This window comes from Brucella sp. HL-2, assembly GCF_025846885.2.
Classification (GTDB): domain Bacteria; phylum Pseudomonadota; class Alphaproteobacteria; order Rhizobiales; family Rhizobiaceae; genus Brucella; species Brucella quorumnocens.
In genome coordinates this window covers 277,754-301,527 of sequence record NZ_JAOYTK010000003.1, presented here as the reverse complement: position 1 = coordinate 301,527, position 23,774 = coordinate 277,754, and the positions used below count along the sequence as shown (strand labels likewise).

Below are 23,774 nucleotides of genomic sequence, written 5' to 3'. Positions count from 1 at the left end.
CGAAGCGTAATGAGCGACCTTTTTTCCAATGCGGTTGATCCGAAGGCGGACCGTAACAGGCCGCTTGCTGATCGTTTGCGCCCGCGTCATCTATCGGAAGTGACAGGGCAGGAACATCTGACCGGACCGGAAGGTGTGCTAACACGAATGATCGCCTCTGGTTCGCTTGGGTCTATGATCTTCTGGGGACCTCCGGGAACCGGCAAGACAACGGTTGCACGATTGCTTGCCGGTGAAACCGAGCTTGCCTTTGAGCAGATTTCGGCAATTTTTTCCGGCGTGGCTGATCTGAAGAAGGTGTTTGAATCTGCGCGTGCGCGGCGCATGTCGGGTCGTCAGACCCTGCTGTTTGTGGACGAAATTCATCGCTTCAATCGCGCGCAACAGGATAGTTTCCTGCCTGTGATGGAAGATGGTACGGTTATCCTGATAGGTGCCACGACAGAAAACCCTTCGTTTGAACTGAATGCCGCTTTGTTGTCGCGGGCGAGGGTGCTGACATTTCATCCTCACGACGGAACAAGCATTACGACGCTTCTCACGCGCGCGGAAGAGCAGGAAGAACGTCCGCTGCCGCTCGGTGAGGATGCACGGGCAAGCCTCATTCGGATGGCCGACGGTGACGGCCGCGCGGCGTTAACGCTCGCTGAGGAAGTGTGGCGTGCCGCTCGACCCGATGAAGTGTTTGATGCGGAGAAGTTGCAGGAGGTGGTTCAACGCCGCGCTCCTGTTTATGACAAGGGGCAGGATGGGCATTACAACCTGATTTCGGCTTTGCATAAGTCGGTGCGTGGGTCTGATCCGGATGCTGCACTCTATTATCTTTGTCGCATGTTCGATGCAGGCGAAGACCCACTTTATCTGGGGCGTCGGCTGGTTCGAATGGCTGTGGAGGATATTGGTCTTGCTGATCCGCAGGCGCTTGCAATTTGCAATGCGGCCAAGGATGCTTATGACTATCTTGGCTCGCCGGAAGGTGAGCTCGCTTTGGCACAAGCCTGCGTTTATCTCGCGACAGCACCTAAATCCAACGCGGTTTATATGGCTTACAAAGCCTCTATGCGCGCCGCCAAGGAAAATGGATCACTGCTCCCGCCCAAGCATATACTGAATGCACCGACCAAGCTTATGAAGAATGAAGGCTACGGAGATGGTTATGCTTATGACCATGATCAGCCAGATGCGTTCTCAGGTCAGGACTACTTCCCGGAAGCGATGGGGCGACAGGTTTTTTACGATCCGCCGGAGCGTGGTTTTGAGCGAGAAATTCGCAAAAGGCTCGACTACTGGTCACGTCTGAGAGCAGAGCGCCAGGGTAGGCGCTGAAACTACCGCGACAACTGCGCTTCGATGGCCGATTTGTCGATGACGGACCAAACTTTATCGATTTTGTAATCGACGAATTCGTAAAAGACATTCTCCGAAAACTGGATTTTTTTGCCGTTGACCGGCAGATTGAGAAAACTCCCGATTGGCGTGCAGTCAAAATCAAGACGACTGGCAATAATCGGCGGTTCAGCAACCAGCAATCCGATGTTGAAGCGAAGATCAGGTATTTGCTGATAGTCGCGGATAAGCATTTCCCGATACCCAGTAAGACCCAAATGTCGACTGTTATGCTGGGCTGTTTCTGCAACGAAATGATGTAGCGACGGCCAATCCTGAGCATTCAGGCAGGAAACATATCCGTTGTAAGCAGCGCGAAGCTTTTGCACGTTCATTGCTATTCCTCCAGCCAGCTTGTTCCTGCGTTTTTATAGCGAAATATTGCTCACTTGGCCTCTCATTCAAGAGCGCCAATCATTGCCCAGACGGTATAGGTCACAATTCGGCCTTCATCGAGCACGGTGAACTGCTGTTCTGTGCAATCGCTAGTCGTATTCCACAATCAAAAACAGGGCTTGATTTATCAATGAATTCAACAATCCGGCAACTTAGAGAAGTGACGGTAAACTTTACAGTAACCATAATAAATTCAACGTATTAATTTAATTCCTCTTTAATATTTACGTTTTATCAATTTTTAAAAGCAACGAGGTTTCCCCATGACGCGCGTTTTGTTTCTCGTCGCGCTCGTTATTCTTGGTGGCTGCGCGACCGCCCCACGGCAGGTCAGTAATGTTTGCGCAGTCTTTGATCAACGCGACGGCTGGATAAATAATTGGCAGAAGGACGCGACCCGCACTTCGCGTGAGTTCGGTGTGCCGGTCCATGTTCTGATGGCGACAATCTATACCGAATCCGGATTCCGCCCTTATGCGCGTCCGCCGCGCACCAAGCTGCTCGGATTTATCCCATGGAAGCGCGCTTCCAGTGCCTATGGTTATTCTCAGGCACTAAATGGAACGTGGGATCGCTATAAGCGGGAAACCGGGCGTTGGACTGCATCACGAAGCAATTTCAGCGACGCTATTCACTTCATCGGCTGGTATCATTACCAGAGCTACCAGAAGAATGGCATTAACCGGGCAGATGCGTACAGTCTCTATCTCGCTTACTATTCCGGGCATGGAGGCTATTCGCGCGGTGTCTGGCGTGGCAACGCAACCGCGCTGAATGGTGCGAAACGTGCGCAGTCGATGGCCAATCGTTATGCCACACAGCTGCGTTCTTGTGGGCGCATTGGGTAAGGCGCTAGCGATCAATTGATCGGTCATCTGTTGCAATCAGAACAAAACGCGTTTTAAAAGTCGCGGATGGGGATTTAAAGACACCATCCGGCCTTAATCGAAGTTATCATTCGCGACGAATCGACAATTGAGGATGACCTATACATGCTGAAAAAAATCGGGATTGCCCTTATCGGTGCCACATTTCTGGCAGGCTGCACGACCGACCCTTATACTGGCGATCAGAAGGTGTCGAACACCGCTGGCGGTGCTGCAATTGGTGCGGCTGTCGGCGCGCTCGGCGGCTTGATGGTTGGTGGTTCCAGCCGCGCACAGCGTAACGCTGTTCTGATCGGTGCTGGTATTGGCGCGCTGGGTGGCGGCGCTATCGGCAATTACATGGATCGCCAGGAATCCGAGTTGCGCAACCAGCTGCAGGGAACCGGCGTTTCGGTTACGCGTAATGGCGATCAGATCATCCTGAACATGCCATCGGCCATCACTTTCGATACCGATCAGGATCAGGTTAAGAGCCAGTTCTACCCAACGCTTAATTCCGTTGCGATCGTGCTGCGCAAGTTCAACCAGACTCTTGTCGACGTTCTCGGTCACACCGACTCAACTGGTAGCGCAAGCTATAATCAGGGTCTGTCGCAGCGCCGCGCTTCTTCGGTTGCAAGCTATCTTGGTTCGCAGGGTATCGATCCACGTCGCTTTGCAGTCATCGGTTATGGTGCGAGCCAGCCAGTCGCTACCAACGCAACGCCAGACGGACGCGCGCAGAATCGTCGCGTAGAAATCCAGATTTCGCCGCTGCGTGGCGCTAGCTCCTAAATTAGAGAATCGGATTTAATCCGCATCGTGACGCAGCTCTTTGCAAGAAGGGCTGCGTTTTTTATGCGTAGATTGCGAATCGAACCGCCCGACCACACATTTTTTAGAACTAAAGCGTGGACAGTCTTGCAAATTACAAGTTTCTAATTAAATGGAACAATAATAGAACAAAAATATTAAACATATAGAAATCAATATCTTGTCCTTATTGCAAAATGAGAACAAAACAGATACAAATAGATATTGGCAATGAGCCCGCCGGGCTTCTAGCGAGACAAGAGGATGGTGTAAGATGTCTCAGAATTCATTGCGACTTGTTGAGGAAAATTCAGTGGACAAGACAAAGGCTCTCGATGCGGCTCTGTCGCAAATCGAACGGGCGTTCGGCAAAGGCTCGATTATGCGCCTTGGTCAGAATGATCAGGTTGTAGAGATTGAAACGGTGTCGACCGGTTCGCTTTCTCTCGATATTGCATTGGGCGTCGGCGGTCTGCCCAAGGGACGTATCGTAGAAATTTATGGTCCGGAAAGCTCGGGTAAGACGACGCTTGCGCTCCATACGATTGCAGAAGCTCAGAAAAAGGGCGGCATCTGTGCATTTGTGGATGCGGAACATGCGCTTGATCCGGTGTACGCCCGCAAGCTTGGTGTTGATCTTGAGAATCTGCTGATCTCGCAGCCTGATACTGGCGAACAGGCGCTTGAAATCACGGATACGCTTGTGCGTTCCGGCGCCATTGATGTTCTGGTTATCGACTCGGTTGCAGCTCTGACACCACGTGCGGAAATTGAAGGTGAAATGGGCGATTCTTTGCCTGGCCTTCAGGCACGATTGATGAGCCAGGCATTGCGTAAGCTCACCGCTTCGATCTCACGTTCGAACTGCATGGTGATCTTCATCAACCAGATTCGTATGAAGATCGGTGTCATGTTCGGTTCGCCTGAAACGACGACTGGCGGTAATGCGCTTAAGTTCTACGCATCGGTGCGTCTCGATATTCGCCGTATTGGTTCGATTAAGGAGCGTGACGAAGTTGTGGGCAACCAGACCCGCGTGAAGGTGGTCAAGAACAAGCTTGCACCTCCATTCAAGCAGGTTGAATTCGACATCATGTATGGTGCAGGCGTTTCCAAGATGGGCGAATTGGTCGATCTTGGCGTCAAAGCCGGTGTTGTTGAGAAGTCGGGCGCATGGTTCTCCTATAATTCCCAGCGTCTGGGGCAGGGCCGTGAAAATGCCAAGCAGTATCTCAAGGATAATCCGGAAGTTGCGAAAGAAATCGAAACGACGCTCCGTCAGAATGCCGGGCTGATTGCCGAGCAGTTCCTTGAAGATGGCGGTCCAGAAGCGGATGATGGTCCGGAAGCTGCAGAAATGTAAAATTCGTCTTGTGACGAAACAGATGAAAGCCCTGCGCATAGCGCGGGGCTTTTGCTTTTGAACTTATAGCGGTTCCAGCGAAAGCTGAATCTTTGGAACCACTGTAACGAGTTGTTTTTGAGCGTTATCCTACGCAAAACCGCATCGCGCTTTTGCTGGAAATGCCACAAACACTGTTGCATAGTTGTCGTTTTCATACTTTCCGGGAGAAATTGCTTTTATAGCGCACACTGCTTATCTGGACAGAAAAGCGGTGCCCCGTTAAAAGCGGTCAACCGAAACTCCACCTCACGGACTTTCCATGATCGGGCAGTCGAAGCGTGGCGGCATGAAAGTGCCGGACATCGTTGCAACCTTGCGGGTGGTGAAAAGATAATCGATGCGCCTTGTTGAGAGGTGCTTCTCATGCAGGGCAGAAAATGTCCAAGGGTGAATTATGGCTGGCGTCAACGAGATAAGGTCCACATTCCTCGACTATTTCCGCAAGAACGGACACGAGGTTGTTTCATCAAGCCCGTTGGTGCCGCGCAACGACCCAACACTCATGTTCACCAATGCGGGCATGGTGCAGTTCAAGAACGTCTTTACCGGTCTTGAACAGCGCCCATACAGCCGCGCGACCACTTCGCAGAAATGCGTGCGCGCCGGCGGCAAGCACAACGATCTGGACAATGTCGGCTACACGGCTCGTCACCACACGTTCTTTGAAATGCTCGGTAATTTCTCCTTTGGCGACTACTTCAAGGAAGAAGCGATCAGCCATGCGTGGAACCTGATCACAAAAGAGTTTGGCCTCAACAAAGATAAGCTCCTTGTCACCGTTTATCACACAGATGACGACGCTGCGAATTTCTGGAAGAAGATCGCCGGTCTTTCGGATGATCGCATCATCCGCATTGCGACGAGCGACAATTTCTGGGCAATGGGTGATACCGGCCCCTGCGGTCCTTGTTCGGAAATCTTCTACGATCATGGCGATCATATCTGGGGTGGCCCTCCCGGCTCCGCAGATGAAGACGGCGATCGTTTCATCGAAATCTGGAATCTTGTTTTCATGCAGTTCGAGCAGCTCTCTCCTGAGCAGCGCATCGATCTGCCACGTCCGTCGATTGATACGGGCATGGGTCTGGAACGCGTCGCGGCGGTTCTGCAGGGTGTGCATGACAATTACGATATCGATCTTTTCAAGGCATTGATCCGCGCATCGGAAGACGCGACTGGCGTTAAGGCGGAAGGCGATTTCCGTGCGAGCCATCGCGTTATCGCCGATCACTTACGCGCATCAAGCTTCCTGATTGCCGACGGCGTTCTGCCGTCGAATGAAGGTCGCGGTTATGTACTGCGCCGCATCATGCGCCGTGCCATGCGCCATGCGCAGCTGCTCGGCGCAAAAGAACCATTGATGTGGCGTCTGCTGCCAGCGCTCATCCGTGAAATGGGTCAGGCCTATCCGGAACTGATCCGCGCTGAAGCGCTGATCTCCGAAACCCTCAAGCTTGAAGAAACTCGTTTTCGCAAGACGCTTGAACGCGGCCTTGGCCTGCTTTCGGATGCTTCCGAAAAGCTCGTTGAAGGTGATCGTCTTGATGGTGAGACTGCTTTCAAGCTCTACGACACTTACGGCTTCCCTCTCGATCTCACGCAGGATGCGCTGCGTCAGCGTGGTGTGACTGTCGATACCGACGGTTTCAAGGTCGCCATGGAACGTCAGAAGGCCGAAGCGCGCGCCAACTGGGCCGGTTCGGGCGAAGCTGCAACTGAAACCATTTGGTTTGGTATCAAGGATAAGGTCGGTGCGACCGAATTCCTTGGCTATGAAACTGAAATCGCTGAAGGCGTGATCACTGCGCTTGTCCGTGACGGTGCGGAGGTTCCAGCGGCTGTGGAAGGCGAAACCGTTTCTGTAATCGTCAATCAGACACCGTTCTACGGCGAGTCCGGTGGCCAGCAGGGCGATACCGGAACGATTTCCGGCGAAGGCTTTGCGATTGCCGTCAAAGACACGCAGAAGAAGGGTGAGGGCGTTTTCGTTCATACTGGCGAAGTCACCAAAGGTTCGGCCAAAGTTGGCGACGCAGTCGAATTAAAGGTCGACGCGGTGCGTCGTACACGCATCCGCTCCAACCATTCAGCAACCCATCTTCTGCATGAAGCGCTGCGCGAAACGCTCGGCTCGCATGTTGCTCAGAAGGGCTCGCTTGTGGCTCCTGATCGTCTGCGTTTCGACTTCTCGCATCCGAAGCCGATTTCGGCTGAGGAGCTGACGGCTGTCGAGAATCTCGCCAATGAGATCATCCTGCAGAACGCACCGGTTTCGACGCGTTTGATGGCGGTTGATGATGCGATTGCTGAAGGTGCAATGGCGCTGTTCGGCGAAAAGTATGGCGACGAAGTTCGTGTTGTTTCAATGGGGACGGCTACGCACGGCGAAAAGGCTGGCAAGGCTTACTCTGTTGAGCTTTGCGGTGGCACGCATGTTCGCCAGACGGGTGATATTGGCCTCGTGCGTATTCTGTCCGACAGCGGTGTCGCTGCCGGTGTTCGCCGTATGGAAGCGCTGACGGGTGAGGCAGCTCGCCTGTACCTCGAAGAGCAGGACGAGCGCGTCAAGGCAATCGCCGGCGTTCTTAAGACGACGCCATCAGACGCACTTGAGCGTGTCAACGCTTTGGTTGATGAGCGTAAGAAGCTGGAACGCGAGCTTACCGAAGCCCGCAGACAACTGGCGCTGAGCGGTGGTGCGTCTGATGGCGGCAGTGCTGTGGAAGCCGTCAATGGCGTCAACTTCCTCGGCAAGGTCGTGACCGGTGTTTCGCCGCGCGATCTCAAGCCACTTGCTGACGAAGGCAAGAAGCAGGTTGGTTCCGGTGTTGTTTTGTTCATCGGTGTCGGTGAAGACGGCAAGGCCAGTGCGGTTGCTGCTGTGACTGAAGATCTGGTTGGTCGTTTCAGTGCGGTTGATCTGGTGCGTGCTGCATCTGGTGCCCTTGGCGGTGCAGGTGGTGGCGGACGTCCGGATATGGCGCAGGCCGGTGGCCCAGATGGTACTAAAGCAAACGAAGCAATCGCTGCAGTGAAAGCGTTGATCGTTTGATCAAACCGAGATCGAAATCGAAAAGGCCGGGTTTCGCCCGGCCTTTTCTTTATGCAGCATGCGCATTCCGACTATCGTTTGGAGCTTCTTCGCGTTCATTCAGACCGTAATCGCGCGAGATGTCTGCAATGCGCAGGCGGTAGTTTTCAAAAACGCCAGCGCGCCCCTTGGTCTGAGCAACCCGGTGTGTCGGCAAATTACGCCACCGCTTCACAGCGTCTTCGTCACGCCAGAACGACAGAGATAAGAGTTTCTGCGGCTCAACCAGGCTTTGAAAGCGCTCGATGGATATAAAGCCATCAATTTGAGACAGATCGGCGCGCAGGCCTGCGGCTATATTGAGATATTGCTCGCGCCGCTCATCGTCCGCAGGCCAGACTTCAAAAATAACAGCGATCATTGCTTGATAAACTCCGCGTGGGGGGCTGACTGTAGCTGGAGAAAAATACGCTCTTCCGAGCGGATGAATTGTTCGCGTTTTGCGAATTCATAGTTCTCTCGACCAATCGGGTCGGCTGCAAGTCGAGCACGAAATGCTTCATAGTTGGCAAGATTTTCTACGGAATAGACCCCATAGGCTGTGGTGGTTGAGCCTTCATGTGGGCCGAAATAGCCTATCAGGTTCGCGCCACAGCGGGGACTTGCCTGACCCCAGTTGCGCGCATACTCCGCAAAAGCGTCTGCTTTGAACGGGTCGATCTGATAGCGGATGAAGCATGTAATCATCGTCGTCTCCTGCATTTGATGTGTTGGTTGGAGACTGTTTAGCGTATTGAAATGCGTCCATGCTTCGGTTAGCATCGAAGTATGAAAGATGGTCCGATTATAGCTTCCGTTGCAGCTTTGCTGGGCGATCCGGCACGCGCCAACATGTTGACCGCGCTTATGGACGGTCGCGCTTTGACGGTGAGTGAGCTTGCTTCCGCTGCAGGTGTAACGATTCAAACTGCAAGCGGCCATTTGTCCAAGCTGGATGTTGCCAATCTGCTCGTCGCTGAAAAGCAGGGACGGCATCGCTATTTCCGTCTTTCGGGCGTAGATGTTGCGCAGGTTCTTGAAGGACTTATGGGGCTTGCACAACGCACCGGCGCAGTACGTGTTCGTACCGGACCGAAAGATCATGCGCTGCGTAAGGCGCGAATTTGCTACGATCATCTGGCAGGCGAGCGCGGCGTTGAAATGCTCGAGGCATCCTACAAGCTTGGTCTGATCGGTGATGCCAGCGAGCCTCTGCTTACCGATGAAGGGAAGTCATTTTTCTCTTGCCTCGGCATTGATGTGGATATGTTGCAAAAGGGTAAGCGACCGCTTTGCCGACATTGTCTTGACTGGAGCGAGAGGCGTAACCACCTCGGCGGTGCATTGGGCGCGGCGCTTTTGAAAAACTTCATCGATAAAGGCTGGGCGCGTCGGGAAGAAGGCCGGGTTATTGCCTTCTCACCCGATGGAGTCCAAGCTTTTGCAAAGACTTTCCAGCTCTGATTATTTCTTGGTAACCGTCGCTGCTGCGTCGTCGAGTTCATTGGCGCGCTTCATGGCCGGACGATCTTTCAAACGATCCCAATAGGCCGTAAAGGCAGGTTTTGGCGGCAATGTGCCAAAACGCAATCCCCAGCCAATATGTGAGCCGACATAGACATCGGCTGCAGTGAACCGGGTGCCGGTAATATAGGGGTGGCGGGAGACGGCATTCTCCAGCGTACTTACGACGGTATCGTAATTGCCATAACCCACCATGCCTTGTTTGTCGGCGGGCACTTCATAGCCAAGCGCGTGGTTGGAGAGAGCTGCTTCGACCGGACCTGATGTGAAGAACAGCCAGCGATAGAAATCAGCACGCTCGTCGGGATGCGGGGCCAGTCCGGCCTCTGGGAAGGTCGTCGCGAGATAGGCGCAAATGGCTGCGACTTCGGTCACAATATCCTTGCCATGGCGAATTGCTGGAACCTTGCCCATTGGGTTGATGGAACAGTAATCGTGCCCTTTCATCGGTGGGCCAAAATCGAGGATCTCTACATCGTAAGGTTTGCCGATTTCCTCTAACATCCAGCGCGCAATGCGTCCGCGTGACATGGGGTTGGTGTAAAGCTTCAAATCGCTCATTGGTCATCCTCCCTGCAGGCTTGGCAACAGGATGCTCTTTCTCTCGCCAAAAAGAAACGGAAAACCAGCTTTTTTATAAGGCCTTACGATATTGAATGAATCCAGACTGTTGCGCGATGCTGTCATAGAGGCGGCGTGCAGTTGCATTGCTTTCATGCGTGAGCCAATAGAGCCTCCCTGCGCCTTCTTCGCGCGCCAGATCAGCCACAGCGTCGATCAGGGCTGCGCCGGTGCCTTTTCCGCGCTGGCTGTTCTCGACATAGAGGTCTTGAAGATAGCAGGTCCATTTCGGTAGCCAGCAGGAGCGGTGAAAGATCGCATGCACGAAACCGACAAGAGGTCCGTCGTCATCAAATGCACCTAAGACATGCATGGGTTCCGAAGCGTCGTGAAAACGCTCCCATGTGAGGTTCGTGGTTTCAGCTGGAATGTCGACTTCGTAAAAGACCTGATAAGCGCCCCACAATGGTTCCCATGCAGTCCGATCTTGCGGCGTTAATACCCGAATTGTCGACATATAGTCCTCCCTATTTCAACAAGGACAGACTATCTGGCAGGCCGACTGCTTGCGAGGGCAAATTGCTACGAACCAATAAAAAACGGCGGGAAAATCCCGCCGTTTTATCGTTTACCAGATAGGCTTACAGCGGCTCCAGTTCAGACAGAAGCGCTGAAGCCGCTGTAACTATTTGTTTTTATGCATGATCTAACGCAAAACCGCTTCGCGTTTTTTTTGCTGGAAATGCTTTAAGCAGCCATTGCCTTCTGGAGGTTTTCGTCGATCTTGTCGAGGAAGCCGGTGGTCGAGAGCCAAGGCTGATCTGGACCGATAAGCAGCGCCAAATCCTTGGTCATGAAGCCGGATTCAACGGTGTCTACGCAGACCTTTTCAAGCGTGTCGGCAAAGCGCTTCAGCTCAGCATTCTCGTCAAGCTTTGCACGGTGAGCAAGGCCGCGGGTCCATGCGAAGATCGAAGCGATCGAGTTGGTCGAGGTTTCCTCGCCCTTCTGGTGCTGACGATAGTGACGGGTCACGGTGCCGTGTGCAGCTTCAGCTTCAACGGTCTTGCCATCTGGTGTCATCAGAACTGAGGTCATCAGGCCGAGCGAGCCGAAGCCCTGTGCCACGATATCGGACTGCACGTCGCCGTCATAGTTCTTACATGCCCAAACATAGCCGCCGGACCACTTGAGGGCCGAAGCAACCATGTCGTCGATCAGGCGATGTTCGTACCAGATCTTGGCTGCCTTGAACTTTTCAGCGAATTCAGCCTGGTAGACTTCTTCGAAGATGTCCTTGAAGCGACCATCATAGGCTTTGAGGATGGTGTTCTTGGTCGAGAGATAGACCGGGTAATTGCGCTGCAGGCCATAGTTCAGCGAGGCGCGCGCAAATTCACGGATCGATTCGTCGAGGTTGTACATGGCCATTGCCACGCCAGCCGCCGGAGCCTGATAGACTTCGTGCTCGATGGTCTCACCATCTTCACCGACAAACTTGATCGACAAGGTGCCCTTGCCGGGGAACTTGAAGTCGGTCGCGCGGTACTGGTCACCGAAAGCATGACGGCCAACGATGATTGGTTGCGTCCAGCCTGGAACCAGACGAGGAACGTTCTTGCAGATAATCGGTTCGCGGAAGATAACGCCACCGAGAATGTTGCGGATGGTGCCGTTTGGCGACTTCCACATCTTCTTGAGCTTGAATTCTTCAACGCGTGCTTCGTCCGGCGTGATGGTTGCGCATTTTACGCCGACGCCATGTTCCTTGATGGCATTGGCCGCATCAATGGTAACCTGGTCATTGGTTTCATCACGATGTTCTACTGACAGATCGTAATATTTCAGATCGATGTCGAGGTAGGGATGGATCAGCTTGTCCTTGATGAACTGCCAGATGATGCGGGTCATTTCATCGCCGTCGAGTTCAACGACCGGGTTCGCAACCTTGATTTTTGCCATTGATAAAGCCTCTCATTTAATGCGTCGCGACCGTATAGCATCGGTAACCGCGAAGGCAAAGTGTCAGAGGCTTATTCTTTGGCCTATAGCCAGATTCTCAGGTCAAAATTTTGGGAATTGCTATTTTAGGCAGCATGATGTGCGGGCTTTCGCCATGCTGAGTGCTGATCGCGATAGGATTCTCGTTCGTGCAGCAGAATTGCATCTGCGTCGAGCGTCGAAATTGCTGTTGCTTTGTCTGTTGGGACAAGACCACTGACCTGCAGTGCCAGATATCGGCCACAGCAAACACGCAGGAACGATGCAAAATTATCCAGATCATGGCCCTCGGCGCGCGATTCACCATAGAGACGACCAAGCAGGCGATTAACGGTAAGATCATCGCGCGCAGCAATATCTTCCAGTGCCCACCAGAAGAAGTTTTCGAGCCGCACACTGGTTACCACCCCATCAATACGCAACGAGCGTGTGACGCTTTGCCAAAGTTCCGGGTCTGCCCCGATGAACAATCTGCACATGGTTTCCTCCCGAAATCGCTCCAACCATAATGTCGCGTAGATTTTGTCTGCCTGCAACCGGATTAGAGTTGCAGGCAGAAATTCAACTAACTGTGCGTGATGTTGGTGCCGAGAACTTTGAGAAATTGCGACAACCATGCTGGGTGGGCAGGCCAGGCAGGCGCTGTCACCAGATTGCCATCAGTAACAGCTTGATCAACTGGGATATCCGCATACGTGCCGCCTGCGAGTTCTACTTCTGGGCGACAGGCAGGATAGGCCGAGCAGGTACGGTCTTCGAGAACGCGGGCGGCGGCTAGAAGCTGAGCGCCATGGCAGACAGCCGCAACAGGTTTGTTGGCTTCAAAAAAATGTTTGACGATTGCTATGACTTTATCATCGAGGCGCAAATATTCCGGTCCTCGCCCACCGGGAATGACGAGCGCGTCATAGCTTTCAGCCTTCACGTCGGCGAATGTTGCGTTGAGGGTGAAGTTATGGCCCGGCTTTTCGGTATAGGTCTGGTGGCCCTCGAAGTCGTGAATGGCTGTCGCAATGGCATCGCCTGCCTTTTTGCCGGGGCATACAGCATGGACCTTATGGCCAACGGCGAGAAGCGTCTGGAACGGAACCATTGTTTCGTAATCTTCGCAGAAATCGCCGCAGATCATGAGAATCTTTTTGCCGGACATGATTTTCCTCCCTGTAAACTTCGATGTCGGTGCCAACAGTCTGGCATGGATGGGAGGCAGACTGGTGTTATTCCGCTACTACACCTGAATTTCCAAATCGGATGTAAGGGGAATCTTTGCGATTTTCTGTCAATTATGTCAGGGAAGCGCCACGATCCTAAAGCATCAGAGCGTATCGCACTTAATTTTACCGGATTTGCTCGCTCTGATTTCTTACAATTGTCGCATGGTCGCGGACGCTGAATGAGACTTTTAGCTGCGCCATGCTTTAGCGGAAAATATCATGGCAGGAACAGACAAACAGCGCACGCTGATCACCGAAGGACCGTCGATCATTCTGGTTAACCCGCAATTGCCGGAGAATATCGGCATGGTAGCGCGCGCCATGGCGAATTTTGGCCTTGCCGAGTTACGACTTGTCCAGCCACGTGAAGAATTTCCGAGCGAAAAAGCGCGTGCTGCTGCCAGCAAAGCGGATCATATCATCGATAATGCGGTTGTTTACGAGGATCTGCCCTCAGCGATTTCTGACTTGAACTTCGTTTACGCAACAACGGCACGCGAACGCGATGGCTTCAAGCAAGTGCGTAGTCCTGTGGAAGCGAATGGCGAGTTGCGCCGTCGTTTTACTGCTGGAGAGAAGACGGGTATTCTATTTGGTCGCGAACGTTTCGGCTTGAGCAACGAAGAAGTTGGCCTTGCCGATGAGCTGGTGACTTTCCCTGTTAATCCGGCATTTGCCTCACTCAATATCGCGCAAGCTGTGCTGCTGATGTCTTATGAGTGGATGAAGTCTGGTCTCCAAACCGAAACCGATACGGTTTTCCGTGGACCGGAAATGGAAGCGGCGCCCAAGCTGGAATTGCAGAGTCTTTTCAATCATCTGGAAGAAGCACTTGATATTCGGGGTTATTTCCGCCCCGAGGCGAAGAAAGAAATCATGGTCAACAATCTGCGTTCGGTGCTGACGCGCGCAGGTTTTGCATCCGCAGAACTCAAGCTTCTGCGTGGCGTCATCACCTCGCTTGATGTTTTCACACCCAAAAAGCCGCGCGGTTCAGGTGCACCGGAAAGCCGGGCCCGCAAGCCCGCAACAGAGGACAAGGCTGAATGAAACACGCTCCCGCAGCTGATCGTTTCGAAACGGCGACCGCCACGTATGAAAAACCCATATTGGTATTCGATAGTGGCATTGGCGGCTTGACGGTTTTGCGGGAAGCGCGGGTGCTGATGCCTGACCGTCGGTTTGTCTACATTGCGGACGATGCCGGTTTTCCTTATGGCGGATGGGAAGAAGAAGCGTTGCGCGCGCGCATTGTTGAGCTTTTTGGCAAATTCATCGCGGAGCACAATCCAGAAATTGCGGTCATTGCCTGCAATACCGCGTCGACTTTGGTGTTAGATGATCTGCGCCGTGCTTATCCGGACGTGCCTTTTGTCGGTACTGTTCCTGCGATCAAGCCCGCCGCTGAGCGCACATCATCTGGGCTGGTTTCCGTTCTGGCTACGCCTGGGACAGTGAAGCGCGCCTATACTCGCGATCTGATCCAATCGTTTGCCACGCAATGTCATGTGCGACTGGTTGGAGCTGACCGGCTTGCTGCAGTCGCTGAGGCGCATATTCGCGGTGAAGAAATCGACGAGGCGCTGGTTATTGAACAGATTACGCCGTGCTTTGTCGAAAAAGATGGCGAGCGCACGGATATTGTTGTGCTCGCCTGCACGCACTATCCATTTCTCGCAAATGTGTTTCGGCGACTGGCTCCCTGGCCGGTTGACTGGCTTGATCCTGCGGAAGCGATCGCACGGCGCACCGTATCGCTTTTGCCATCACGTGAGATCAATAAAGAGTTGCATCATCACAATGATCTTGCGGTCTTCACCTCTCAAAAGCCTGACTATGCCATTCGTCGATTGATGCAGGGCTTTGGATTGCAGTTCGCTTAGAGCCTGTTTCGATCTAACTGAATCGGATCGGCGCTATATCTCTTTGTGTTGTCGCGCAACTTATCCAAAAATCGTTTCTCACTTTTTGGGATGCGCTCTAATGTAGCCTATGTTCTTTGTGACAGTCGCAATCCATGAACGAGGCAAACCATGACCGGAACAATTCCCCATGTGAAACTGGCTTCGGACATGCTCGTGCCAGCGCTCGGGCAGGGCACCTGGTATATGGGCGAAGATGCGCGGCAGCGACGACTGGAAGTCGAGGCGCTGCAATGCGGTATCGAACTTGGCATGACGCTGATCGACACTGCCGAAATGTATGCCGATGGTGGCGCGGAAGAAGTAGTGGGCGAGGCGATCAAAGGTCATCGAGATGCCGTCTTTCTCGTCAGTAAAGTGTTGCCCTATAACGCCTCTCAAGAGGGTACGATTGAAGCGTGTGAGCGTAGTCTCATGCGGCTTGGCACAGAAAAGATTGATCTTTATCTCTTGCATTGGCGTGGGCGGTATCCGCTGGAGGAGACCTTGTCTGCCTTTGAAAAATTGCAGCAGGCGGGCAAGATCGGTGCATGGGGTGTCAGTAATTTCGACGTTGCCGATATGAAAGAACTGATTGATCTAACAGGCGGGAAAGCGGCAGCCACCAATCAGATACTTTATAATTTGATCCGGCGTGGGCCAGAATTTGATTTGATGCCGTGGTGTGCAAGTCAGAAAATTCCGCTGATGGCTTATTCACCGATCGAACAAGGCAGGTTGTTGGGAAACAGTGTACTGCATGAAGTTGCCGATGAAGTCGGAGTTTCCCCAGCGGCTGTCGCGCTTGCGTGGACCATGCGCAATGGCAATGTGATTGCGATTCCGAAGACATCAAAGCTCGGCCATGTTCGTGAAAATCGCAACGCGGCGGATATAAAGCTCACCGAAGAGCAACTGACTTTGCTGGATCGAACCTTCGCGCCACCAACGCGCGAAACAGCCTTGGAAATGCTGTAATCTATTTTATAAGAAACGACTTTAGTATATTGTTTTTAATGCTTTTATTTTTCTCCTGGAAGACTGTATTCCTTCCAGGAGAAGCTTCGTTGAGATTTAACTCGCAGCTTCCTGTCGAGAGTCGCGCTTTGCCTGAGCGACACTGGCGGCCTTTTTCAGGCGACCACGCTCCATTGGCCGGATGAGACTATCGGCCTTCTCGTTGGGTATATTTCGCATACCATGTCGCGCATGACGGGTATTAAAAGTCTTATCATTCTTTTCATTGGCTTTCTTCGTTGCCAGCGCTTTCTGCGCATTCGCAATCAGGTCATTGCTCGCCGACATGCTGCGGCGGCGATCAACTTCTGCGTTGATACGGCGCATCGCCATGGCCAGAACCGACACTTTTAGATGCGAACCGTCATCGGCCTTGGATGCGGAAGCACCACGCGCAACTGCCTTACCGCGCATTTCGCGGCGGCGCTGGTGGGCCTGATCACGTGCTTTGCTGCGGCGATCACGTAACAGCTTGGCCAGTTGTGAAAGCTCTGAATCAGGAACATCCTGAAGAAGCGGATGGTGTGATTTTTCTACCAGCTCTTTTTCCTCAGTGTTCAACGCACGAGCTTCTTCTTTTCGAGTTATGGCCATACAAATCTCCTTCCGATTTTCTCTCCTAGTTTGCATATAGGTCGATCGTTCGCGCGGGAAAGAGCGATTTGCTTACAGCTCAATCACTTTGACTGCTTGGGTTCACGTGAAGCGCCGGGATAGTGGCCTTCGGTTTCCAGATGCTTGACCATGGCTTTCAATTTATCCAGTGGCAGATGCTCAGCGCCAATTGTCTCACTTTTAAGAATACAGAGGTGGTTCAGAATTTCATCGAGCTTGGCTTGTGTCGCGCTTGCTTCGCGGTCCTGTGAATTCTGGATCAAAAACACCATCAGGAACGTAATAATCGTCGTTGAGGTGTTCACAACCAGCTGCCACGTATCAGAAAAGTCAAAAAAGGGACCACTTACACCCCAAATCACGATGAACAGTGTCGCGAGAATAAAAGCAGCATAATGCCCGGCTAGTTCAGCTGCCTTCTCGCTTAGTTGTGTAAAAAACTGAGACATCATGTCCTCCCACAGTTTGTCTGAAAACGTTCCAGCGTGAGACCGGTTCCTTTTCGGGAACTATCGGCGCGGATTACCGTTGTTTCAGGAGGTGAAACGCGGAGGTAAAGCTATGGAAATTGTTGAAACACGTGTCAGTTCGCTTGGCGGGTTTGCGACCTACATGGTCGAATTCGTAACCGAGAGCGAAGAGAGAATTACGGTCAAGGTTGAGAATGATACGGGTAACGAGCTCGCACGGGATGCTGTGATACGCAAGGCAGCGCTCAAACTCGGAGAGGCCTTAAGTGTCGCCTGTACTGAGTGCGGTATTGAACCTGCAAGCTTGTTGACCACTCCAAGTGCGCGTCGGTCGGGCGACAAAACTGAGCTGGAGCGCCAGTTGGATGAAGGGCTGGAAGACACATTTCCAGCAAGCGATCCAGTATCGGTTACCAGTTCCACGATTGCTGGGTTTGCAGGCCCGAAGAACTGATAGGATATTAGTGTAATGAAGCCGGGCTCTTCGTCCGGCTTCTCAAGAGGCTCAGAAAATGAGTCTCTTCTCTTGTTTATCTATCTGATTGTGTTCATAGATTTCGGCGTTTGCCTTCCATGAGGTCAAGCACTGCGCGTGCGCAATCGAGCACATTAGAGCCGGGGCCGAATACAGCCGATACGCCGTGGTCGAACAGGTATTGATAATCCTGACGCGGGACGACACCGCCACAAACGACGATGATATTTTCGGCGCCTTTTTTTCGAAGTGTATCTACGAGCTGGGGCAGCAGCGTCTTATGGCCAGCAGCCAAAGATGAAACGCCCAACACATGAACTTTGGCCTTGATGGCCATATCAGCTGCTTCTTCCGGCGTTTGAAACAGTGGACCAGCAAGCACTTCAAAGCCAATGTCACCGAAGGCTGACGCGATGACTTTCGCGCCTCGATCATGGCCATCCTGACCAAGCTTGGCCACCATAATACGGGGCTTGTCGCCCGTATGCTTGGAGAACTCTTCCAGACGTTCCACGAGCATCAGATATTCCGGCTCGTCCTCGTAGGCTGCGCCGTAGACTTTTCTCACGACCATAGGCACCGCAGTATGGTCACCAAAGGCGCTGCGCATGGCGTCGGAAATTTCGCCGACTGTTGCGCGGGCACGCGCTGCTTCAACCGCTGCTGCCAGAATATTTCCTTCGCCAGTTTTCGCCACCTTCTCCAGTTCAGCCAAGGCTCCTTCAACTCTTGCCCTGTTGCGTGTTTCTTTGATCCGGTTCAGGCGGACGATCTGGGATTGGCGAACTGCTGTGTTGTCGATGTCGAGAATATCGATTGGGTCTTCCTGTTCCAGACGGAACTTGTTGACGCCGACGATGACTTCTTCGCCTTTATCTACCGCAGCCTGTCGTCTGGTTGCGGCTTCCTCAATCAGACGCTTAGGCAGACCGCTTTCGACAGCCTTGGTCATGCCGCCTAAGCTTTCGACTTCCTCAATCAGGGCCCATGCTTTTTCTGCGAGTTCATTGGTCAGGCTTTCGATGTAGTATGATCCAGCGAGTGGATCGATAACCTTGCTGACGCCGGTTTCGTTCTGCAAAATAAGCTGCGTGTTACGCGCAATGCGGGCGGAGAATTCTGTCGGCAAAGCAATGGCTTCATCGAATGAATTGGTGTGCAGTGATTGGGTGCCGCCGAGTGCCGCGGACATGGCCTCAAAAGCTGTGCGGACGATGTTGTTGTAGGGGTCTTGCTCCTGCAACGATACGCCGGATGTCTGGCAATGCGTGCGCAGCATTAGCGATCCGGGCTTCTTCGGGTCAAATTCTTTCATGATCCGCGACCAGAGCAGGCGGGCCGCACGCAGCTTGGCGATTTCCATAAAGAAGTTCATGCCGATGGCGAAGAAGAATGACAACCGCCCAGCAAACTCATCAACATTGAGACCTTTGTTGAGTGCCGCGCGTACATATTCGCGGCCATCCGCAAGAGTGAAAGCCAGTTCCTGCACTAACGTGGCGCCTGCTTCCTGCATGTGATAGCCGGAGATGGAGATCGAATTGAACTTCGGCATGTCGGTCGCGGTATAGGCGATGATATCGGCGATGATCCGCATAGATGGCTCAGGCGGATAAATGTAGGTGTTGCGAACCATAAATTCTTTCAGAATATCGTTCTGAATGGTGCCGGAAAGCAGATCACGCGACACGCCTTGTTCTTCGCCCGCCACGATGAAATTGGCGAGGATCGGGATCACCGCGCCATTCATAGTCATGGAGACTGAGATTTTCTCAAGCGGGATGCAGTCGAAAAGGATTTTCATGTCTTCGACGGAGTCTATCGCCACGCCTGCCTTGCCGACATCGCCCTCAACGCGAGGATGATCACTGTCATAGCCGCGGTGAGTGGCGAGGTCGAAGGCCACCGACACGCCTTGCTGACCGGCAGCAAGGGCCTTGCGATAAAAGGTGTTGGAAGCCTCAGCGGTGGAGAAGCCCGCATATTGACGGATGGTCCACGGACGGCCCGCATACATGGTGGCGCGTGGGCCGCGTAAGAATGGCTCAAATCCGGGTAGGGTGCCGAGATGCCCGACCTGATCGAGGTCATCCTCGGTGTAGAGCGGTTTGACGTTTATGCCTTCAGGTGTGTGCCAGACAAGGCTATCTGCGGGGCGTTTCAGTTCCTTTTCGGCCAACGCCTCCCAATCCGTGCGGGTCTTCTGCGTCATTGGCTTATTCTCCATCCCATACGCTTTTCTCTCCCCCAGCCTTTCGAGACGCCATCTTCGATAGCTCATCAGGATGAGGAAGAGAGCACGTAGCTATTCACCTTGAATAGCCGACTTTCAACCTGAACATGGCTCTTCAACCTAGGCAGTAGCCATTCACCCTGACGAGGCGCGAAGCGCTGTCCCGAAGGGTCACTCAAATTCCATAATGAGTTCATCGACCGCAAGGCTTGCGCCTTCCTCCGCAGCGATGCGTTTTACGGTAGCACGGCGTTCTGCGCGCAGCACGTTTTCCATTTTCATAGCTTCTACCGTGGCAAGTGGTTGGCCAGCCTCGACCGTCTCGCCATCCTTCACGAGCACAGAGGTTATGACGCCGGGCATCGGGCAAAGCAGCATCTTCGACGTATCGGGCGGCAGCTTGACGGGCATGAGTTTTGTCAGTTCTGCCACGCGTGGTAAGCGCACATGCGCAACGACATCCATGCCACGCCAGCGCAACCGCCAACCGGTTCTTGAACGCAAGACCTTTACGGCAACTGGCTTGCCGCCAACTGTGAATGATCCAAGCTGATTACCCGGATGCCAGTCGCTGGCGACCGGCAGGCTTAGCCCATCGACAAAGTTGATTGTCGTGCCGCCTTCGCCTTCAGCAATCCGGAAGGCCAAGCTGAAGCCACTGAATGTAACAACCCAGTCGGTTGCCACCGACTGCGCTTGTGTGGAAAGTCTGCCGGAAATTTGGCTGTTACGCTGCTCAACAACCATGTTGATTTGTGCTGCAACGGCTGCAAGCACGTGCGCGTCTTCTTCCGACACCGTGACGCCTGCAAACCCGTCGGGATATTCTTCCGAGATGAAGGCTGTGGTCAGTGCGCCAGCGCGAAAACGCGGATGATCCATAACCGCTGAAAGGAACGGCAGATTGTGGCCGATGCCTTCCACTTCAAACGCATCGAGCGCTTCGCCCATGGCGCCGATTGCGCTCAATCGATCTGGTCCCCATGTGCAGAGCTTTGCAATCATGGGGTCATAATACATTGAAATTTCGCCGCCCTCGAAGACGCCCGTATCGTTGCGGATGACACAGCCATTTTTGCTGTGACCTTCAACCGGAGGGCGATAGCGGGTCAGCCTGCCAATGGATGGCAGGAAGTTGCGATAGGGATCCTCGGCATATAGGCGGCTTTCTATGGCCCATCCATTAAGCTTCACATCGGCTTGTGTGATGCGTAGTTTTTCGCCCGACGCAACGCGTATCATTTCTTCAACCAGATCAATGCCGGTGATGAGTTCTGTAACCGGATGTTCAACCTGCAGGCGCGTATTCATTTCGAGGAAATAGAAATTGCGGTCGCCATCGACGATGAACTCTACGGTGCCCGCTGAGTAATAGCCAACCGCTTTGGAAAGCGCGACAGCCTGTTCACCCATGGCTTTTCGGGTTGCTTCATCGAGGAAAGGCGAAGGTGCTTCCTCAATGACCTTTTGATTGCGGCGCTGGATGGAGCATTCGCGTTCGCCCAGATAGATGACGTTGCCGTGTTGATCGCCAAGAACCTGAATTTCGATATGGCGCGGCTGAGTGACAAATTTTTCTATAAAGATGCGGTCATCGCCGAAGGAAGACTTGGCTTCATTGCGCGAGAGCTGGAAGCCTTCGCGGGCTTCTTCGTCGTTCCATGCAATGCGCATACCCTTGCCGCCGCCGCCAGCAGAGGCCTTGATCATCACCGGATAGCCGACTTTGCTTGCGATTTGGACCGCCTCGTCCGCATCTTCAATCAGCCCCATATGGCCCGGAACGGTGGAAACACCTGCTTCCGATGCGAGTTTTTTGGAGGTGATCTTGTCTCCCATGGCTTCAATCGCGTTCACCGGCGGTCCGATGAATGTGATATTGGCGGCTTTCAGCGCTTCGGCAAAACGTGGGTTTTCGGACAGAAACCCATAACCCGGATGTACGGCATCTGCGCCTGTTTCCTTGATTGCTGCCAGAATTTTATCGATGACGATATAGGACTGGTTTGAGGGCGCTGGTCCGATGTGTATGGCCTCGTCGGCCATTTTAACATGCAGCGCGTTACGGTCGGCATCGGAATAGACCGCGACCGTAGCAATGCCCATTTTCTTTGCCGTTTTGATAACCCGGCAAGCGATTTCGCCGCGATTGGCAATGAGGATTTTCTTTATCATTTTGTTCCCACTCATCGCTATCAAAGCGGAATTGTGTCGTGTTTTTTCCAGGGCGTGTTCTGGCTCTTGTTACGCAGAGCAGAGAAAGCGCGGGCGATGCGGCGGCGGGATGAATGCGGCATGATCACCTCATCAATGAAACCGCGTTCAGCCGCAACGAAAGGATTGGCAAAACGCTCCTCATATTCCTTCGTTCGGGCTGCAATCTTTTCAGTGTCACCAAGTTCGGAGCGATAAAGGATTTCGGTGGCACCCTTGGCACCCATGACGGCAATCTCGGCGGTGGGCCATGCGTAATTCATGTCTGCGCCGATATGTTTGGAAGCCATCACGTCATAAGCGCCGCCATAGGCTTTACGGGTGATGAGTGTCACCATCGGAACGGTGGCCTGGCTATATGCAAACAATAGTTTCGCGCCATGCTTGATCACGCCGCCATATTCCTGCGCTGTACCGGGCAAAAAGCCCGGAACATCGACAAGTGTCAGGATCGGAATGTTGAAAGCATCGCAGAAGCGCACGAAGCGTGCAGCTTTGCGCGACGAATCGATATCAAGGCAACCAGCCAGCACCATCGGTTGATTGGCGACGACACCAATGGTCTTACCCTCCATGCGAATGAAGCCGGTGATGATATTCTTGGCAAAAGCTTCCTGAATTTCGAAGAAGTCGCCTTCATCCGCCAGCGCAAGGATGAGCTCCTTCATATCGTAGGGCTTATTGGCGCTATCGGGGATCAGCGTGTCGAGCCGCATTTCGAGGCGCGCGGGATCGTCGTGGAAAGGGCGGGTAGGCGATTTTTCGCGATTGTTGAGCGGCAGGAAATCGAACAGAAGACGCACTTGTTCGAGTGTCTCGATGTCGTTTTCATAAGCGCCATCGGCAACAGAGGATTTCTGCGTATGCGTGCGTGCGCCACCAAGTTCTTCCGCCGTCACAATCTCATTGGTGACGGTTTTGACCACATCCGGCCCCGTCACGAACATGTAAGATGAGTCGCGCACCATGAAAATGAAGTCGGTCATGGCTGGAGAATAAACCGCGCCACCGGCACATGGTCCCATGATGACGGAAATCTGCGGAATAACGCCTGAAGCATCGGCATTGCGCTTGAAGACGTCAGCATAGCCCGCGAGCGATGCCACGCCTTCCTGAATACGTGCGCCACCAGAATCATTGAGGCCGATCACCGGCGCGCCGTTCTGTATCGCCATATCCATGATCTTGCAGATTTTCTGCGCATGGGTTTCGGACAGCGAACCGCCAAGAACGGTGAAGTCCTGACTGAACACATAGACTTGTCGGCCATTGATCGTGCCCCAACCGGTAACGACGCCATCGCCCGCGATTTTCTGCTTCTCCATGCCGAAGTCGGTGCAGCGATGCGTGACATACATATCAAACTCCTCGAACGATCCCTCGTCGAGCAGCACTTCCAGTCTTTCGCGGGCAGTGAGCTTGCCTTTGCCGTGCTGGGCATCAATACGTTTTTGCCCGCCGCCAAGGCGCGCTTCCGTGCGACGTGCTTCAAGTTGTTCGAGAAGTTCCTGCATTCGCTATGCCTTTGGAAAGCTATGAAATTGCGGGTTGTTGTCTCAATGATTAGAGCCAGTATGCCGCATTCTGAAAGCTTGAAAAGGTGTAGCTGTGTA

Annotated in this window: 23 protein-coding genes; 10 read left to right on the top strand and 13 right to left on the bottom strand. The window is 53.2% G+C overall.

Annotated features, from left to right (window positions below; all coding sequences use genetic code 11):
- The first annotated feature begins 9 nt into the window (after window positions 1-9).
- Window positions 10-1,326: a replication-associated recombination protein A gene (locus tag OIV19_RS07295; protein ID WP_264231095.1), complete on the top strand. Its 1,317-nt coding sequence runs from the start codon at window positions 10-12 to the stop codon at window positions 1,324-1,326.
- 2 nt (window positions 1,327-1,328) lie between these two features.
- Here OIV19_RS07295 and OIV19_RS07290 read toward each other — a convergent pair whose 3' ends face one another.
- Window positions 1,329-1,721 carry an ester cyclase gene (locus OIV19_RS07290; RefSeq protein ID WP_095446801.1) on the bottom strand — a complete coding sequence of 131 codons (393 nt, stop codon included), beginning with the start codon at window positions 1,719-1,721 and terminating at the stop codon, window positions 1,329-1,331.
- Window positions 1,722-2,045: 324 nt separating this feature from the next.
- Here OIV19_RS07290 and OIV19_RS07285 point away from each other — a divergent pair, with 324 nt between their 5' ends.
- The 4 genes from OIV19_RS07285 to alaS all read left to right on the top strand — a co-directional run bounded on the left by OIV19_RS07285 (window position 2,046) and on the right by alaS (window position 7,918).
- Window positions 2,046-2,630, top strand: coding sequence for a transglycosylase SLT domain-containing protein (locus OIV19_RS07285; RefSeq protein ID WP_264231094.1), 585 nt, complete (start codon window positions 2,046-2,048; stop codon window positions 2,628-2,630).
- 144 nt (window positions 2,631-2,774) lie between these two features.
- On the top strand, window positions 2,775-3,443 hold the full coding sequence (locus tag OIV19_RS07280) for a YiaD family glycine zipper/OmpA-like lipoprotein (protein ID WP_094577423.1): 669 nt from the start codon (window positions 2,775-2,777) through the stop codon (window positions 3,441-3,443).
- A gap of 292 nt (window positions 3,444-3,735) precedes the next feature.
- Window positions 3,736-4,824, top strand: a complete 1,089-nt coding sequence (gene recA / locus OIV19_RS07275; protein WP_024897036.1) for a recombinase RecA — start codon at window positions 3,736-3,738, stop codon at window positions 4,822-4,824.
- Between the two features lie 436 nt (window positions 4,825-5,260).
- On the top strand, window positions 5,261-7,918 hold the full coding sequence (gene alaS / locus OIV19_RS07270; protein WP_264231093.1) for an alanine--tRNA ligase: 2,658 nt from the start codon (window positions 5,261-5,263) through the stop codon (window positions 7,916-7,918).
- A 49-nt stretch (window positions 7,919-7,967) separates the two neighbouring features.
- On the opposite strand, the gene OIV19_RS07265 is transcribed toward alaS, so the two are convergent.
- Both OIV19_RS07265 and OIV19_RS07260 read right to left on the bottom strand, forming a co-directional pair.
- Window positions 7,968-8,318, bottom strand: coding sequence for an antibiotic biosynthesis monooxygenase family protein (locus OIV19_RS07265; protein WP_264231092.1), 351 nt, complete (start codon window positions 8,316-8,318; stop codon window positions 7,968-7,970).
- Window positions 8,315-8,644 (bottom strand): NIPSNAP family protein, encoded by a 330-nt coding sequence (locus tag OIV19_RS07260; protein WP_264231091.1) that lies wholly within the window; start codon window positions 8,642-8,644, stop codon window positions 8,315-8,317. The genes OIV19_RS07265 and OIV19_RS07260 overlap by 4 nt, the downstream gene beginning before the upstream one ends.
- 81 nt (window positions 8,645-8,725) lie before the next feature.
- Between OIV19_RS07260 and OIV19_RS07255 the strand changes: the two genes are divergently transcribed.
- Window positions 8,726-9,400: an ArsR/SmtB family transcription factor gene (locus tag OIV19_RS07255; protein ID WP_264231090.1), complete on the top strand. Its 675-nt coding sequence runs from the start codon at window positions 8,726-8,728 to the stop codon at window positions 9,398-9,400.
- Here the strand turns inward: OIV19_RS07255 and OIV19_RS07250 are convergent, their stop codons facing one another.
- The 5 genes from OIV19_RS07250 to OIV19_RS07230 all read right to left on the bottom strand — a co-directional run bounded on the left by OIV19_RS07250 (window position 9,401) and on the right by OIV19_RS07230 (window position 13,172).
- Complete coding sequence (locus tag OIV19_RS07250; protein ID WP_264231089.1) at window positions 9,401-10,021, bottom strand: glutathione S-transferase family protein; 621 nt, start codon at window positions 10,019-10,021, stop codon at window positions 9,401-9,403.
- A 73-nt stretch (window positions 10,022-10,094) separates the two neighbouring features.
- Window positions 10,095-10,538 carry a GNAT family N-acetyltransferase gene (locus OIV19_RS07245; RefSeq protein ID WP_264231088.1) on the bottom strand — a complete coding sequence of 148 codons (444 nt, stop codon included), beginning with the start codon at window positions 10,536-10,538 and terminating at the stop codon, window positions 10,095-10,097.
- Between the two features lie 230 nt (window positions 10,539-10,768).
- The gene (locus OIV19_RS07240) at window positions 10,769-11,983 is read right to left on the bottom strand and encodes an NADP-dependent isocitrate dehydrogenase (protein WP_095446793.1); all 1,215 of its coding nucleotides are present in this window, start codon (window positions 11,981-11,983) and stop codon (window positions 10,769-10,771) included.
- Between the two features lie 125 nt (window positions 11,984-12,108).
- Entirely contained in the window at window positions 12,109-12,501 is a 393-nt protein-coding gene (locus OIV19_RS07235; protein WP_095446792.1) for a ribbon-helix-helix domain-containing protein, read from the bottom strand.
- Between the two features lie 86 nt (window positions 12,502-12,587).
- Window positions 12,588-13,172, bottom strand: coding sequence for a DJ-1/PfpI family protein (locus OIV19_RS07230; protein ID WP_264231087.1), 585 nt, complete (start codon window positions 13,170-13,172; stop codon window positions 12,588-12,590).
- 283 nt (window positions 13,173-13,455) lie between these two features.
- Here OIV19_RS07230 and OIV19_RS07225 point away from each other — a divergent pair, with 283 nt between their 5' ends.
- The 3 genes from OIV19_RS07225 to OIV19_RS07215 all read left to right on the top strand — a co-directional run bounded on the left by OIV19_RS07225 (window position 13,456) and on the right by OIV19_RS07215 (window position 16,115).
- Entirely contained in the window at window positions 13,456-14,286 is an 831-nt protein-coding gene (locus OIV19_RS07225; RefSeq protein ID WP_264231086.1) for an RNA methyltransferase, read from the top strand.
- A complete protein-coding gene (gene murI / locus OIV19_RS07220) occupies window positions 14,283-15,119 on the top strand; it encodes a glutamate racemase (RefSeq protein WP_264231085.1) in 837 nt (278 codons plus the stop codon). The genes OIV19_RS07225 and murI overlap by 4 nt, the downstream gene beginning before the upstream one ends.
- Window positions 15,120-15,269: 150 nt before the next feature.
- Entirely contained in the window at window positions 15,270-16,115 is an 846-nt protein-coding gene (locus OIV19_RS07215) for an aldo/keto reductase (protein ID WP_095446788.1), read from the top strand.
- A 96-nt stretch (window positions 16,116-16,211) separates the two neighbouring features.
- Here the strand turns inward: OIV19_RS07215 and OIV19_RS07210 are convergent, their stop codons facing one another.
- Window positions 16,212-16,748, bottom strand: coding sequence for a hypothetical protein (locus tag OIV19_RS07210; RefSeq protein WP_095446787.1), 537 nt, complete (start codon window positions 16,746-16,748; stop codon window positions 16,212-16,214).
- An 83-nt stretch (window positions 16,749-16,831) separates the two neighbouring features.
- Entirely contained in the window at window positions 16,832-17,218 is a 387-nt protein-coding gene (locus tag OIV19_RS07205; RefSeq protein WP_264231084.1) for a low affinity iron permease family protein, read from the bottom strand.
- Window positions 17,219-17,330: 112 nt separating this feature from the next.
- Between OIV19_RS07205 and OIV19_RS07200 the strand changes: the two genes are divergently transcribed.
- Complete coding sequence (locus tag OIV19_RS07200) at window positions 17,331-17,693, top strand: hypothetical protein (RefSeq protein ID WP_095446785.1); 363 nt, start codon at window positions 17,331-17,333, stop codon at window positions 17,691-17,693.
- Window positions 17,694-17,787: 94 nt separating this feature from the next.
- Here OIV19_RS07200 and scpA read toward each other — a convergent pair whose 3' ends face one another.
- The 3 genes from scpA to OIV19_RS07185 form a co-directional block, all read right to left on the bottom strand.
- A complete protein-coding gene (scpA, locus tag OIV19_RS07195) occupies window positions 17,788-19,926 on the bottom strand; it encodes a methylmalonyl-CoA mutase (RefSeq protein ID WP_264231083.1) in 2,139 nt (712 codons plus the stop codon).
- 192 nt (window positions 19,927-20,118) lie between these two features.
- The gene (locus OIV19_RS07190; protein WP_264231082.1) at window positions 20,119-22,122 is read right to left on the bottom strand and encodes an acetyl-CoA carboxylase biotin carboxylase subunit; all 2,004 of its coding nucleotides are present in this window, start codon (window positions 22,120-22,122) and stop codon (window positions 20,119-20,121) included.
- Window positions 22,123-22,142: 20 nt separating this feature from the next.
- Window positions 22,143-23,675, bottom strand: coding sequence for an acyl-CoA carboxylase subunit beta (locus OIV19_RS07185; protein ID WP_264231081.1), 1,533 nt, complete (start codon window positions 23,673-23,675; stop codon window positions 22,143-22,145).
- Between the last annotated feature and the right edge of the window lie 99 nt (window positions 23,676-23,774).

Coding starts and splice junctions, on each gene's coding strand:
- OIV19_RS07295 (WP_264231095.1), top strand. CDS start 10: ATGAGCGACCTTTTTTCCAATGCGGTTGATCCGAAGGCGGACCGTAAC.
- OIV19_RS07290 (WP_095446801.1), bottom strand. CDS start 1,721: ATGAACGTGCAAAAGCTTCGCGCTGCTTACAACGGATATGTTTCCTGC.
- OIV19_RS07285 (WP_264231094.1), top strand. CDS start 2,046: ATGACGCGCGTTTTGTTTCTCGTCGCGCTCGTTATTCTTGGTGGCTGC.
- OIV19_RS07280 (WP_094577423.1), top strand. CDS start 2,775: ATGCTGAAAAAAATCGGGATTGCCCTTATCGGTGCCACATTTCTGGCA.
- recA (WP_024897036.1), top strand. CDS start 3,736: ATGTCTCAGAATTCATTGCGACTTGTTGAGGAAAATTCAGTGGACAAG.
- alaS (WP_264231093.1), top strand. CDS start 5,261: ATGGCTGGCGTCAACGAGATAAGGTCCACATTCCTCGACTATTTCCGC.
- OIV19_RS07265 (WP_264231092.1), bottom strand. CDS start 8,318: ATGATCGCTGTTATTTTTGAAGTCTGGCCTGCGGACGATGAGCGGCGC.
- OIV19_RS07260 (WP_264231091.1), bottom strand. CDS start 8,644: ATGATTACATGCTTCATCCGCTATCAGATCGACCCGTTCAAAGCAGAC.
- OIV19_RS07255 (WP_264231090.1), top strand. CDS start 8,726: ATGAAAGATGGTCCGATTATAGCTTCCGTTGCAGCTTTGCTGGGCGAT.
- OIV19_RS07250 (WP_264231089.1), bottom strand. CDS start 10,021: ATGAGCGATTTGAAGCTTTACACCAACCCCATGTCACGCGGACGCATT.
- OIV19_RS07245 (WP_264231088.1), bottom strand. CDS start 10,538: ATGTCGACAATTCGGGTATTAACGCCGCAAGATCGGACTGCATGGGAA.
- OIV19_RS07240 (WP_095446793.1), bottom strand. CDS start 11,983: ATGGCAAAAATCAAGGTTGCGAACCCGGTCGTTGAACTCGACGGCGAT.
- OIV19_RS07235 (WP_095446792.1), bottom strand. CDS start 12,501: ATGTGCAGATTGTTCATCGGGGCAGACCCGGAACTTTGGCAAAGCGTC.
- OIV19_RS07230 (WP_264231087.1), bottom strand. CDS start 13,172: ATGTCCGGCAAAAAGATTCTCATGATCTGCGGCGATTTCTGCGAAGAT.
- OIV19_RS07225 (WP_264231086.1), top strand. CDS start 13,456: ATGGCAGGAACAGACAAACAGCGCACGCTGATCACCGAAGGACCGTCG.
- murI (WP_264231085.1), top strand. CDS start 14,283: ATGAAACACGCTCCCGCAGCTGATCGTTTCGAAACGGCGACCGCCACG.
- OIV19_RS07215 (WP_095446788.1), top strand. CDS start 15,270: ATGACCGGAACAATTCCCCATGTGAAACTGGCTTCGGACATGCTCGTG.
- OIV19_RS07210 (WP_095446787.1), bottom strand. CDS start 16,748: ATGGCCATAACTCGAAAAGAAGAAGCTCGTGCGTTGAACACTGAGGAA.
- OIV19_RS07205 (WP_264231084.1), bottom strand. CDS start 17,218: ATGTCTCAGTTTTTTACACAACTAAGCGAGAAGGCAGCTGAACTAGCC.
- OIV19_RS07200 (WP_095446785.1), top strand. CDS start 17,331: ATGGAAATTGTTGAAACACGTGTCAGTTCGCTTGGCGGGTTTGCGACC.
- scpA (WP_264231083.1), bottom strand. CDS start 19,926: ATGACGCAGAAGACCCGCACGGATTGGGAGGCGTTGGCCGAAAAGGAA.
- OIV19_RS07190 (WP_264231082.1), bottom strand. CDS start 22,122: ATGATAAAGAAAATCCTCATTGCCAATCGCGGCGAAATCGCTTGCCGG.
- OIV19_RS07185 (WP_264231081.1), bottom strand. CDS start 23,675: ATGCAGGAACTTCTCGAACAACTTGAAGCACGTCGCACGGAAGCGCGC.